The following is a 14,090-nucleotide window of genomic DNA, read 5'->3' on the forward strand; positions in this document are numbered from 1 at the left end:
CTATCTGGTGCTGAGAAAAGCTGCCTCTTTCTGTGCATCCTGGTCATCAGGATACTCGCTGACATACTCCTGTATTTTAATCTTCGCATTCTCCCAGTCATGTAACTTTTCATAACATACGACTTCATTAAACTTCATTTCCCGGATCACCTCTGCATCGTCCGTCTCTTGCGCCCCCGCTGTATCCCCAGCCAACTTAATTCCCTCACCAAATGCGTCCAATGCCCCCTGCGGGTCATTCAAATGCATAGAACAGACTCCTATAAAATTATAAAGAACCGCTGTTGCTTTTCCGTCATGATCCAATACCTTCTGAAATGCATCCCTGGCCTTCTCATAATCCTGAAGCTCATAACGTGCCATCCCGAGTCCACGGTAGGCTTCAGCCACATCTATCTTTTCCGCTTCTTCCTTCTTTGAAGAACCGGCTGCCTGCTCAGATAAACGGATCGCCTTCTCAAAAGAACCGGCTGCCTCCTCATACTGATGTTCCTGCAAATGCGCGGTACCCTCGGACACATAGTCCATTCCGCCGCTGCACCCTGTCAGCAGAAAAACAGCCAGCACAGCGTATATTATAACTTTTCTCATATATGCTCCTTTTATTCCGGATATTTTAATACCCAGAATGAATTCAATATATTAATCAACATCACAGCCATATCCGCAATAATGGCATTCTGCATCGTCACATAGCCAAGCGCCGCCAAAAATAAGAGAATAACCTTCATGCCTATGGCAAACACCAAATTTTGTTTTACTGCGCGGATCGTGCCCTTTGAAATCTTAATCGCATTCACAATCCTAGAGGGTTCATCTTCCATAAGGATAATATCTGCAGCCTCCAATGCGGCATCCGCTCCCAAACCGCCCATGGCAATCCCGATATCTGCCAGCGCCAGCCCTGGTGCATCGTTAATACCATCGCCGACAAATGCGAGTTTTTCCGATTCCATCTGGCTTTCCATAAACTCTTTCACCTGCTCTACCTTATCTTCCGGCATCAGGTTCGCATAAACATACTCAATCCCCAGTTGTTTTGCTGCATCATCCGCCACTCTCTGGTTATCTCCGGTGAGCATGACTGACTCAATCTGGTGTTTCTGCAGCCAGCGGATCGTCCATTTTGCATCCGGACGGATCACATCTGCAATCAGAATATATCCTTCATATTCCCCATCCACAGCCACATGCACTGCTGTGCCGATCTCCTGTACCGGCTGATAGAAGAAGCCCCGCTGGTTCATAAACTTGGAACTCCCAATGTATACCTGCCTGCCGTCAATCTGTGCACAGACGCCAAAGCCGGAGGACTCCTGGATAGACTCCACCCTGCTGCTGTCGATCGACTTGCCGTAGGCAGCTCTCAGAGACACCGCAATCGGATGGTTGGAATAGGACTCCCCGTAGGCAGTAATTTCCAATAGGTCAGCGTCCTCCATATGCTTCGGACAGATAGCCTTCACATGGAAAATACCTTCCGTCAGCGTACCAGTCTTATCAAAAACAAACGTCTCTGTTTTCGAAAGCGCCTCCAGATAGTTGCTCCCTTTGATCAGCACTCCCTGACGGGATGCTGCACCGATTCCTCCGAGAAATGCAAGAGGTACCGAGACAAGCAGGCCGCATGGACATGCCGCTACCAAAAAAATAAGTCCCCGGTAAAGCCAGGTCTCCTGATCCGCTCCCTGCAGCATCAAGGGCGGAAGAATCATAACAAGTACACCGATCAGCGTAACCACCGGCGTATAAAAACGGGAAAATTTGTCTGCAAAACTTTCACTCTGTGCCTTATTATTGTTGGCATTCTCCACCAGTTCCAGAATCCTGGATGCAGTAGAATCTTCATATACCTTGGACACTCTGGCCTCCAACACGCCGCTGATGTTAATGCTGCCACTGTAAAGCCGGTCCCCGATCTTCACTTCTCTTGGCTCCGACTCCCCCGTAAGGGCTTTTGTATCCACCATGCTCATTCCCTGCGTGATAACCGCATCCACCGGGATCCGTTCTCCCGGCTTAATTACAATAATTTGCCTGAGCCGCAGTTCCCGGGGATGTACCTTTTCCTCTTTGCCACGTATCTTACGGTTCGCATATTCCGGACGTATATCCATAAACTTCGCAATAGACTTCTTTGTTGCGGACAGAGAAATGACTTCTATTGTCCTGCCAAACTGGAAGAACAGGATTGCGCCGACTGCTTCCGTATGTTTGCCGATTGCTAAAGCGCCGACAGTCGCAAGGATCATCAGCAGATTCTCATCAAAAATATGTAATCTTTTTACGTTCTTCAATATGTCCCAGAATATTCCCAGTGACATAACCAGATATGGGAGCAGGAACAAAAGCAATTCTGTCCTCCCCGTCATATCCCAGTGCCTGACCGAAAACAATGCATTGATGTATAATAGCAGGCCGATTCCGATTTCAATGCATTTCTTTCTAACTTCCCTTGCCATCTTGGCCCCCTTATTTTCCTTTCTCCATGATTCTATTCTCTGATATGTTCCAATCCCTGGTTCATAATAGTCTTGATATGACCGTCAGCAAGAGAATAGAACACCGTCTTCCCTTCCCTGCGGTTCGTAACCAGCTTCATCTGCTTCAATACCCTGAGCTGGTGTGAGATCGCTGACTGCGTCATACTCAGTGACTGTGCAAGATCGCACACACACATCTCTGACTGCCACAGCATACATAAAATTTTAATCCTGGTAGAGTCTCCAAACACTTTAAAAAAATCTGCCAGATCCTGAAGCTCCTCCGGTCCCGGCATGTTCTCCTGGACCTTCTTTACAATATCTTCGTGTACATGCATGAAATCACAATGTTCCACTTCCATTTTTCCCATATACCGAATCTCCCTTCATGTGAACAACCGTTCAGATATTATTATACGAAAAATACGCTGCCGGGTCAAGCAATGCAGGCCCGTCTGTCCTTTATATCATTCCCATTTTTCTGGATACTTATAAAAAAGAAACGCATACTCAACGGTCTGCGTTTCTTTCTTAAGTTTTATTATTTATTTCCCGGAACGTTCGTGTTACAGCTTCTTATAAAGCACTCTCACAGAATTCAAAATGCAGAGCACCGCCACTCCCGTATCCGCAAAAACTGCCATCCACATGTTGGCGAGGCCTGCAAGGCCCAGTATCATAACCAGGATTTTGATAGCCAGGGCAAACACTACGTTCTGCCGCGCTATGGATCCTGTTGTCCTTGCAATCTGGAGTGACTGGGGAATTGCCTCCATAGATGAAGTCATAAATACCACATCCGCCGCCTCTATGGCCGCATCTGCCCCGCTTCCCATCGCGGCGCCTACGTCAGCCCCCGCAAGAACCGGTGCATCATTAATCCCGTCACCAACAAACATTACGCTGCCATGGGCCTCGCGAATACGCTTCAATTCTTCCACCTTATTCTCAGGAAGCAGTTTTGCATGGATTTCATCGATTCCGGTCTCTCTCCCCACCGTCTCGGCGCTCTTTCTGGCGTCTCCCGTCAACATAGCGGTAAGAATTCCCATCCGTTTCATAGCAGCCACCGCCGGTTTCGCGTCTGTCTTGATCGTATCCGCAATCACAAGTTGCCCTGCATACACTCCATTCAGCGCCAGCAGTACTTCCGTACCGTATGAGGCATCTGAATACTGGCCTAACTCCACGTCATATGCTTCCAGCAATTTTCTATTGCCGCATAGTACAATTCCTTCGTCCAACTGCGCCCTTACCCCTTTCCCAGAAATCTCTTCCACGGATAAAGGGTGCTGCAGGCCGATTGTTTTCTCCTCAGCCGCAGTTACGATACTCACAGCAATCGGATGTGTGGATGTCATCTCGCAGCTGCCCGCAAGAGCCAGCAGCCTTTCTTCGTCAAATCCGGCCGCCGGCACCACATTCTGAAGGACAAAGTTTCCTTCCGTAATGGTTCCGGTTTTATCCATAACAATGGACTTTACACCCTGCAGAGCCTCAATGGCGACCCCGCCCTTAAAAAGAATGCCTTTTTTGGAACCTGCACCGATTCCAGAGAAGAATGCCAGCGGTACGCTAAGTACAAGTGCACAGGGACAGCTAATCACAAGAAATGTAAGCGCTGTATATACCCAGTAGTTCCAGTCCCCTGTTATCAGGGAAGGAATCACTGCCGTTGCGATTGCAAGAGCCACTACGAAAGGAGTATACACTCTTGAGAACCTGGTAATAAACCGGTCAATCTTCGGTTTGCTTGCCGCCGCATTTTCCACAGAATCCAGAATTCTGGTGACCATGGAATCCTCCAAAATCTTATCAGCACGTATTTTCAAGAGCCCCGATGTATTTACACACCCCGATGTAACCGCATCCCCGGCCTTGGCTGCGACAGGGACGGGCTCTCCTGTCACCGGTGACGTATCAATCCGGCTTTCCCCCTCTACGATGGTGCCATCCAGAGGAATCCTGTCACCGGGCCGCACCAGAAGGATATCACCTATGCACGCTTCCTCCGCAGGAATCACCAGAATCTCTTTCCCAGCCACCTTGTTGACTACTTCCGGCCGCATGTCAACTGCATCCATAATCTGGCTGCGGCTTCTGGAGACTGCGATTTCCTCAAACAGTTCCCCCACGCGGTAGAAAAGCATAACTCCGACAGCCTCCGGGTATTCGCTAATCAGAAATGCCCCCAGCGTCGCAATGCTCATAAGGAAATTTTCATCAAACACATGGCCTTTGCCCAGGTTTTTTGCTGCAGTAAACAGCACAGCCCTTCCCAGTACGAGATACCCGGCTAGAAACAGGATCAACGAGAGATTTCCACTTACCGTTTCTGTCAGTATCCCTCCTGCCATAAAAACAGCTCCAATGCCGATCTCCCAGAAATCCTTCTTATTCTCACTGAATTTCCCCTTAGATGCGGTTTGCTGCCGGGTCGGTTTTCTATCTCTTTTCAAGACAGTAACTTCATTCTCTATGGAAGAACAGATTTCCTGAAATACCGGAAGCAGTTCCTCCTCCGTATTGGTAACCACCTGCAGCTGCTTTGTTGCAAAAATAATGTTTGCAAAATCAACCTGAGGCAGCTCCTGTATTTTCCGTTCTATTTTAGCTGCACAATTTGCACATCCCAGGTTTTCCAGAATATAAACCTGCTTCTGTACATGGTCAAATGCATGATTCACCTCACGCTGTTCCAGCGCATCATGACTATGTCCGTCACCGCTGTGTCCGCTGTTTTCATGGCTGTGTCCGTCACTGCCGTGTCCACTGCTTCCATGAGTATGTCCGCAGCTGCAGTTTTCGCCGTGATGATGCTCATCCTGTCCATGGCTGCTGTGGTGATCATGATGACAGCCGCATACTTCTCCATGTTCATGTTTGTGCTTATGCTGATGCTCCTGTGCTTCCTCGTGCTGATGTCCTCTTAGATCCCCGTAACAATGTTCTTTTCCGGAATTGTGATCATACCCACATCCGCAAGCCGTATTCTCTGGATACGTCTTTTTATTCAAAGCCTGTTGTGCCATAGTCGTACCTCCAATGCTTATACATATGAATACCTGTTCATATGTTCATATAATCACACTCAGCACAAAATGTCAATACCTATCTATAAAAATTTAAAAAATTTCCCTGTCAAATACCTAAACACTTCTATTTTTATGCCACAGTCCTTATCAAGCCGGCAGTGCTTTTTAATAAATAAAAAGCCAACATGTTGACCAACGCCGGCAAACACAGCGGTGCAGCCTGCACTCCCGTATATTCCGGCATTGTTCAACATGTGGCTTTTATTATATTGAGATACTGTTACGCGTCAGCTCCACGTCCATGGAATCCTGCTTCAGATCTCTGCAGCGGTCTGATACCGTCGCCTAGAATCCCCTATTTATCGTCCAATGATCTCATTACTTTTTTCACTTCTTCTCCCCCCAATGACATTAGCCGTAATGTCATCGAGCCGCTCTTTCTCTTGCTCGCTGCTTTCCTCTACAAGGCATGCCTGAATCGCCTCATTCAGAGAAAGCATCTTATCATCAAGTTCAGCAACCATCTGTGCACATTCCCGGAGATCCCGGCTAATATAGTCCGGCGCATTCCCTTCGAACTTATAATAAATCTTATGCTCCAGACTTGCCCAGAAATCCATAGCAATTGTCCGGATCTGTATCTCAACTTTGGTATCCACGACACTGTCAGATAAGAAAATGGGCACTGAAACCAGCATATGATAGCTCTTATAGCCGCTCTCCTTCGGGTTCTTTATATAATCTTTAATCGAAAGAACCTTCAGATCGCTTTGATTCCCGATCATCTCGGCCAGACGGTAAATATCAGATGTAAAAGAACAGATCAGACGAACCCCCGCAATATCATTAATATATTTAACCATATTCTCAATAGATGTCTCATGTCCATACCGTTTTAGCTTCTTTACGATACTCTCCGGAGTTTTAATACGTGTCTTAATATGTTCTATCGGATTATACTGATGTACATGCTGAAATTCATCGTTCAGAATCTCCAGCTTTGTCCCAACTTCTTTCAGCGCAGCATTATATAAAAAAATAACCGTTTTCCAGCTATCTACATCTTCATAATTTTTGATAGCATCGTGCATCTGCAGTTCTCCTCTCAATTTGGAAAATCCCCCTTTCCCAATCCTTTCTAGTATATCATAAAACAGACTTCGTGTCAGCCAGTTCATTTTTTTTTAACAAATCGGGATTTAGTCGGCAAGCTTTAGACTTGTCGACGGACGGGGACGCTTCATGACAGGGAGGCCGGGGAGGCGCTGGGGCTGTATATGCCGTTGCGATATGCACCCGTGCTGCTAAGTGATTCTAGAACACCCGATGCCGGATAGGCGGGTACGCTGAACACATCACGGGAAATCTGATGATTTCCCGCGCTGGGTTCATCAAAAACTTGATTTGGAGATCAAGTTTTTCCCCGCCTATCCGGCATCGGCTGTTCAAGAATCACTAAGCGCACTCCAGCATATCGCAACGGCATATACAGCCCCAGCACCTCCCCGGCCTCCCTGTCATAAAGCTGGCTCATCCAATCGGCAGGAAAGCTCGCCAACCGGGTGGGATCCCGGACCAGGGCAGCGGATGTGGATTGGCTATGCGTATCTTTTCATCTTCAAGATGTGTATTGAATTATTTTGATACTGGAACCGTATCCCAACATAAAAGTCCCGCCAATTTAATACCATACGCTGCCCCCGTTTGAGGCCCCACCTTAGGAACGAGTCCTTTTCCTACCGGTTGGATGCGCCAGCTCCATGAAGGGATAGCTGAAAGCCTCCCGGAGAACATCCATGTCCTTTCAAAAACGCTCAAAGCGGATCTTAGAAATTCTTGGTGGGAAACAGCCCGGAAAATGGAGAGATTTTTGGATTCCGAATCCAAAAATCAGCTGACCCAGCGCGAGAAATCATCGGATTTCGCGTGATGTGTCAGTGGTGCTCCATTTTCAGGGCTGTTTCCCGCCTAGAATTTCTTAGGTCCGCGGCCGCGTTTTTGAAAGGACATGGATGTTCTCCGGGAGGTTTTCGGCTATCCCTTTATGGAGCGCCCCCATCCGCGCCGAGACTAAAGCTCGTCACTAAATCCCGATTTCTTATAGTTCCAGCTTCATATCCCCAAATTTAATCCATTTTCGTTTCCGCATGAATTCGGATATGCCCAGCGTCACAAGCGCTGGAAGCAGGATCTGTATTACAAGTATTTTAATCAATACCATCATGGGGGGTTCCGTCTGTGTCATCACCTGCCAGGTCATGATCTGCCCCACAAGCCCTGCTGTTCCCATTCCCGATCCGGTTGCGTTGTTTGTCATATGCAGTACCATAGTCCCCACCGGCCCGAGCACCGCGCTGGATAATATGGCCGGCAGCCAGATAATTGGCTTCCTTACAATATTAGGTACCTGCAGCATAGATGTTCCAATGCCCTGTGCGAGCAGTCCGCCGATTTTATTCTCCCGGTAACTTGCTACGGCAAAACCAACCATGTTGCAGCAACAACCTATCGTAGCGGCACCTGCTGCCAATCCCGAAAGATTCAGTATAATTCCTAACGCCGCAGAACTGATCGGCAGAGTTAGGATCATCCCCATAAGCACGGATACTACGATTCCCATAAGGAATGGCTGCTGCTCAGTCCCCCAGTTAATCAGTGAGCCCAGCCAGTTCATAAACCTGGATATCGGAGGACCCAAAAACAGCCCTACTGCGGAGCCTGTCCCAATGCACACCAGCGGGGTCAGTATAATATCCAGCTTCGTCTTTCCAGAAATTAGAATACCAAATTCAATCGCTATGTAAGCCGCAACAAAAGCCCCCAGAGGCTCACCTGGTCCTGCAAAGACCATGGCGCCGTCCTGTATCACTTGTCCAGCCAGAAGTTTTCCTGCAAAAGCGCCCACCATACCTGCCGTAGCCGCCGATACCGTCACCAGCTGGCCGGCATCCAGCTTCCTGGCCACGCCAACTCCGATTCCGGCCCCCGTCAAAGCAGCCGCCACCTTCCCTACCGCATAAACCAGGTCTCCCCCAGTCCCGCCCATAAAAGTGCCGATCTGCTGAATTATTGTTCCTATAATTAAAGTAGCAAAAAGCCCCTGGGCCATCCCGCTGAGCCCGTCTATGAAAATCCTGTCAAGCAGCTTCTTCATCCGAAAATCCCTCCTGCACATACACTTGTCTTGTCATTCCCCGCTATTCTACCACAAATCCCCCCTCCCGTCCATAACCTCTGTAAATACTCCACAGTCATGTAAGCCTCTGTGTTACAGTTACCCCCTGCGGGCGCGCACAGTAACAATCCTCAAAATCACAAACACCGTCTTAGATAGAAAACCCTTTCTCCGCTCCAAATAGATATCCGCACTGTCGGAAGTCCCTAGTATGTTCAAAAAAAGAATGAGGGTCAGCCCTTTTTAGATAAGGGGGCTGACCCTCATAATTCACTCCCCGATAAACTGAAGGAATTTGGCGATCCGTTCATTTTCTTTTCTTACAATAGAGAAGAAGTTTTCTGCAGTTTCGTCTGCAGCCGCGATTCCTTTATCCATAAAGATGATCCTGCTTGCAACATGTCTTGCAAACTGCATTTCATGCGTTACACATAACATACAGACCCCTTCCCCTGCAAGTGTCTCGAGTATCTTGAGCACCTCGCTGGTCATCTCCGGATCCAATGCGGACGTTACCTCGTCCAGAAGAAGCGCCTTCGGATTCATCATCAGCGCCCTTGCTATCGCAATCCTTTGCTGCTCGCCGCCGGAAAGTTCATTGTGCATGGCTTGTGCTTTTGATTCCAGGCCAACCTTTTTCAGATAAAGATTCGCTTTCTCCTCTGCTTCCTTTTTATTCATCTTCAGGAGCTTCACCGGGCTCATGGTCAGATTCTGCATGACGTTTAAGTGCGGAAACAACACGGTTCTCTGAAAGACCATGCCGCAGTCCAGACGTATCTGCCGCAGATTCTTTTTCTCTTTTACTGACAACCCGTTTACGAAGATATCTCCGCTGTCAATCGTTTCTAAAGCGTTAATGCATCTCAAAAGGGTACTTTTCCCCGTGCCGCTGGGACCGAGCAGAACGGTTACGCCCTCCTGGTTAAAATCGACGCTAAAGTCTTTCAAAACGGTCAGGTCACCAAAGCTTTTGGTAACGCTCTTTACTTCAATCATAGACATTTTTTATGTCACCTCTCTTATCCTGGTAGCAGTACTGTTTTAATAGTGGAACGATAATTTCTTCTCCAGACTCTTTGCCAGCCTGGACAGCGGACTGGATATTACGTAATAGATCAGAAATACAATTCCATAGATCAGGAATGGCTTTAAGGTACGAAGAGCCAAATTCTGTCCCAGTTTTGTCAGATCCATGATACCTATCAGTGCAACGAGTGAAGAACACTGTAATTGTGATATATAGAGTGTAATGGCCTGAGGCACAAGAAGTCTCAGGGCCTGTCTGGAAATTACATTTATAAAAGTCGATATTCTGCTGTGCCCCAATGCCATTCCTGCCTCCCACTGCCCTTCCGGTATCGCGGACACGCTGTTGTGTACCAGAACAGCCATAAATGCCGCTGTATTCAAAGACAGCGCCAGTATTGCAGCCGGAAACGGATCCAGCATGATCCCCCCGATCATCGGCAGGCCATAAAACACCAAAAACAGCTGTGTAACAAGGGGCGAATTCCGCAGAGGCTCAATTACTACCAGGGGCAGTACGCTCACTACTTTATTCCTGGAACACCGGATCAGCCCGAGGATCACTCCCACGATAGTTCCAATCAGCAGGGACATGAATGTAATATATAGGGTAACTCTTGCAGCCCGAAGGAACTGCATGGCATCATTGCCGGTCAGATTTGCATAATCATAAAATGACATCTCAGTCCCTCCTTATAATACAATATGGATTTTTCTATCGATGAGCTTCGCAATAAATGAAATGATATATGTAAAAATGCAATAACATAGTAATATCATCAGATAAATCTCGAAGGGCCTCGAAGTCCTGCCAACAATAATTTTAGCCGCTCCCATGGTCTCCACTACCGTAATAGAGAAACAGACCGAAGAGGTCAGGACTAGATTGATAAAGTTATTTACAAGAGACTTAAAAGCAAGCCGGAAAGAGATTGGAAGTACAAAATACAAGAGTGTCTGCATTTTTGTATACCCTAGCGCCTCGGAACATTCGAAGTACTCTTTCTTAACAGCCAAAAGACCTGCCCTTATGATTTCGCAATTCTGGGCACTTGTGTTGATCCCCAGGGCGATGATTGCCGTCGCCATCGCATCCGTCTGGATTCCAAGTGCCGGAAGTCCGTAGAAAAAGAAGAAAAGCTGAACCAGAAATGGAGTATTCCTTAGAATATCCACATAGACCGTCGCTATGATGCGCAGAATACGGCTCTTTGACTGTTTAAACAGTGCCATTAGCGTTCCCAGCACGAGCCCGATCAAGAGGCACCAGGCTACAATAATTACGGTCATCTTCATTCCGTCCAGCAGCATATCCCCATATACATTGAGAAAATTAAAGTTTAATTTATACATTTTAAGCACCCTCACCTCCTCATTCTATTCGTACACTTTATTCATGCAAGAATGCCCGCCCAATACAGGCGGGCATCTTCCATGCAGCTCGTTTGTTACCATAGATAATTTAACTCTGCCGGTTTGGTTCCCCACCATTTCTCATACGTCTCTGTCTGCCATCCAGAACTGATCTGCCATGATACAAACATGTCCAGATAGCGGGCAAATTCTATATCCCCCTTCCTGCATGCTGCGCAGATCGGATCTGATGTATACATTTTCTCCTGTGCTTCCAGCTTATTGTTCTGGGATGCCGCATATTCTACTACTGTATTATCTTCGAAAGCCGCATCCGCTTTTCCCTGTTCGACCTGAAGGACAGAATCCGTAAAATTATCTACATAAAGAATGTTCGCCTCCGGAGCATTTTCTGTTACCAATGCCTCACCGGTCGACCCCCGGTTAACCGATACCGTTACATCCGGGCTGTTCAGATCTTCCAGTGTATGCAGGTCTGATCCTGCTGCCGTCAGCATCTTGATACCGGCGCGGAGATATGGGATCGAAAAATCAACAGACTGTGCACGTTCCAGATTGCCTGTTACATTTGCAAACAGGACATCAACACGCCCCGATGTTAATGCCGGAAGCCTCGTTTCTGCATCTACATTTACTATTTCCACTTCAACCCCGAGTACTTCACCAAGCCGGTTGGCCCAATCTACATCGTATCCCATTTCTTTTCCACTGTCGTCGGTGAATCCGATTGGCGCTCCATTTAAAGAACATCCTACAACAAGTTTCCCTTTTTCCAGGATCGAATCCAAGGTTGCGCTTCCGCTGCCGCCTTCTTCCCCGGATGCCGCTGCATCACTGGATTTTCCGGATTCTTTCTTAGGTGAGCTGCATCCAGCAGCCATGCCTGCGATTAATCCAGCCGTTAACATCATTGCTATCACTTTTTTCATTCCCTTTCCCATAACTTCTCCTCCATTCTTTAACAATCTTTGGTTTCACTGAATCTTCTACTTTTGAATCCACTGGGGGCTGTCGGTCAGCTTTCTGGCTCCCGTATCCGTGATCAGGTATCCGTCTTCCATCCTCATTCCTGACACATCTGACTCGAACAGCGGGATGTCCACCGAGATTATCATATCTTTCTCAATAACGGTTCTGCTGGACGGTCCGAATATAGGTGGTTCAAACTCAATCACACCGACACTGTGAAGTCCGGAGTACATAAAGTTTTTTTCATATCCCGCCTCCTTCATCACCTGTCTTCCTATCGCCTCCACGCAGCTTCCAATTTTTCCCGGGATCAGATTCTCTGCGCACAGGTTTTGCGCCTTAGTCATCGCTTTTACTGCCTTCTCCGCCTTTTCACCCGGATTCCCCACCAGAACAGTTCTCCCGCAGGCTCCATGATATCCTTCATACCTTGGAGCGAGCGTAATCACCACAATATCATTTTCTTCAATTACCCTGGTCGTCGTCCGTGCAAGAACATGAGCCGCATTAGGTCCTGATGAGACAATCGGGTCGATTCCATAACCCTCACAGCCCTTTTTCCGCATAACATACTCGGCTTCGGCTGCAATCTCCCTTTCTGTAATGCCCGGTCTCACTGCCGCAATCGCCGCGTGCATCCCCTCGTTAGTGATCTCGTATGCCCTGCATATGACAGCGATTTCATCTGGGGATTTTATGCCTCTTAAAGGCGCCAGAAACGGATCTGTGTCCACCAGTTCTGCATCAGGATATGCCCGCAGCAGGGCTTCATACAATTCTGCCCCCATATGTACCTTTGCTGCCAGCCCGATCCTTTTCGGCTCTCTTCCTGTATACTGCCGGATGATCTCCTGCAGTGACTCTACCTCTGAAAACGGGTAATCTTCATCCTCCGCCGCCAGTTCAGTCAACACCTTTACCCCACCGGCAACAGCTCTCTCCCCTGCATACCCGTCCGTCTCCGGCCCCGTTAAGATCACGGGCTCTCTGCCCGCCACAAACATAACCAACACCGGCTCAAAGTGTGTCTGAAGGTCTGTATAATATCTCGCATATGCATTGCCATAGGTTGCTCTGTCATCGCTGTATGCCAGAATGATGTCCAGTTTTTGGTCCCGCATAACAGCCTGCACTTTTTCCCACCTCCGCGGGTACTCTGTCCTCGGAATCCTGATTAACTCGTCCTGCATGTTACATCTCCTTTTCATTTTTTCTCCGTGCTTCTTTCTCTGCACTTATTTTTCAAATAACTTGAAGACTGCTTTCCGGTGTCCCACCATCTCCTTATTGTCATTTACGATCGCTGACGGATATAATCCCTCAAGCTTTTCCGCAACCTCCCGGTTGTTATAACCAAGCTCTTCGAACACTCTGAGGACCGCGGCTGCAAATTCATCATGACTGCCATCCATGATTTTTACAACGGCCCCCACTCCAAGCGAACGGATCCCGATTACGTATACCCCCAGAGCGCCGCTTTTTCCAAGCAGGTCACTGCTGGATGCCAGAACAGAACATACGATGTCCTTTCCTGCAATCATATGAGGATATTTATGAATCATATTTACATTTTTGATCACCGCCGTCCGCAGTACCGAATCCGGAATCAGTTCCGGGCACACCAGCCGCAGATAGGATGTCGCTATCGAGTGGAACGGCACGGCATATACCGGAACACCGCAGCCATCCACACCTGTTTTAATATCCTCCTGGGCCACATCCGTCATCATGGAGATAATCCCCAGGATTTCCTGCTGTGTCCGGCTCTCCCGCTTCCAGTATCCGGTTACCTCTTCCCCAAGCTCTCTGGCCAGCAGCATCATACCCAGATGTTTACCGAAGCAATTGTGGTATATTTTTCGAGGCGGCATATGATTCTCTATCAGGCGGTTCCGCTCCGAGATCCGGTTTGGATATTGTGATACAATGGATAACACCAATAAATCCGAGAAAAACAGTTAATTGTGCACAATATTCGTTCTTTTTCATGAAATTCTCTATCCATTTCCTTTAATTATACTCATA

General features: G+C 47.8%; 12 protein-coding genes. All 12 read right to left on the reverse strand.

The genetic code is table 11. The features are described from left to right. Complete coding sequence (locus MWG26_RS17325) at positions 1–591, reverse strand: tetratricopeptide repeat protein (RefSeq protein ID WP_025656465.1); 591 nt, start codon at positions 589–591, stop codon at positions 1–3. A gap of 11 nt (positions 592–602) precedes the next feature. Continuing rightward, on the reverse strand, positions 603–2,462 hold the full coding sequence (locus tag MWG26_RS17330) for a heavy metal translocating P-type ATPase (protein ID WP_117440871.1): 1,860 nt from the start codon (positions 2,460–2,462) through the stop codon (positions 603–605). A gap of 32 nt (positions 2,463–2,494) precedes the next feature. Next, entirely contained in the window at positions 2,495–2,854 is a 360-nt protein-coding gene (locus tag MWG26_RS17335) for an ArsR/SmtB family transcription factor (protein ID WP_025656464.1), read from the reverse strand. A 195-nt stretch (positions 2,855–3,049) separates the two neighbouring features. Then, positions 3,050–5,515 carry a heavy metal translocating P-type ATPase gene (locus MWG26_RS17340; RefSeq protein WP_117440872.1) on the reverse strand — a complete coding sequence of 822 codons (2,466 nt, stop codon included), beginning with the start codon at positions 5,513–5,515 and terminating at the stop codon, positions 3,050–3,052. 362 nt (positions 5,516–5,877) lie between these two features. After that, positions 5,878–6,609 (reverse strand): GTP pyrophosphokinase, encoded by a 732-nt coding sequence (locus MWG26_RS17345; protein WP_044927099.1) that lies wholly within the window; start codon positions 6,607–6,609, stop codon positions 5,878–5,880. Between the two features lie 1,007 nt (positions 6,610–7,616). Next, positions 7,617–8,672 carry a PTS sugar transporter subunit IIC gene (locus tag MWG26_RS17350; RefSeq protein ID WP_025656462.1) on the reverse strand — a complete coding sequence of 352 codons (1,056 nt, stop codon included), beginning with the start codon at positions 8,670–8,672 and terminating at the stop codon, positions 7,617–7,619. Between the two features lie 291 nt (positions 8,673–8,963). Then, the gene (locus MWG26_RS17355; protein ID WP_240285819.1) at positions 8,964–9,698 is read right to left on the reverse strand and encodes an amino acid ABC transporter ATP-binding protein; all 735 of its coding nucleotides are present in this window, start codon (positions 9,696–9,698) and stop codon (positions 8,964–8,966) included. Positions 9,699–9,737: 39 nt separating this feature from the next. Further along, positions 9,738–10,403, reverse strand: coding sequence for an amino acid ABC transporter permease (locus MWG26_RS17360; protein WP_117441245.1), 666 nt, complete (start codon positions 10,401–10,403; stop codon positions 9,738–9,740). A 12-nt stretch (positions 10,404–10,415) separates the two neighbouring features. After that, positions 10,416–11,075, reverse strand: coding sequence for an amino acid ABC transporter permease (locus tag MWG26_RS17365; RefSeq protein ID WP_025656459.1), 660 nt, complete (start codon positions 11,073–11,075; stop codon positions 10,416–10,418). Positions 11,076–11,170: 95 nt separating this feature from the next. Further along, positions 11,171–12,037, reverse strand: coding sequence for an ABC transporter substrate-binding protein (locus MWG26_RS17370; protein WP_025656458.1), 867 nt, complete (start codon positions 12,035–12,037; stop codon positions 11,171–11,173). Between the two features lie 45 nt (positions 12,038–12,082). Beyond that, positions 12,083–13,255 carry a M24 family metallopeptidase gene (locus MWG26_RS17375; protein ID WP_025656457.1) on the reverse strand — a complete coding sequence of 391 codons (1,173 nt, stop codon included), beginning with the start codon at positions 13,253–13,255 and terminating at the stop codon, positions 12,083–12,085. A gap of 45 nt (positions 13,256–13,300) precedes the next feature. Beyond that, positions 13,301–14,002, reverse strand: a complete 702-nt coding sequence (locus MWG26_RS17380) for an asparaginase (RefSeq protein WP_025656456.1) — start codon at positions 14,000–14,002, stop codon at positions 13,301–13,303. Between the last annotated feature and the right edge of the window lie 88 nt (positions 14,003–14,090).

The organism is Faecalicatena contorta (genome assembly GCF_022835095.1).
Lineage (GTDB): Bacteria > Bacillota > Clostridia > Lachnospirales > Lachnospiraceae > Faecalicatena > Faecalicatena contorta.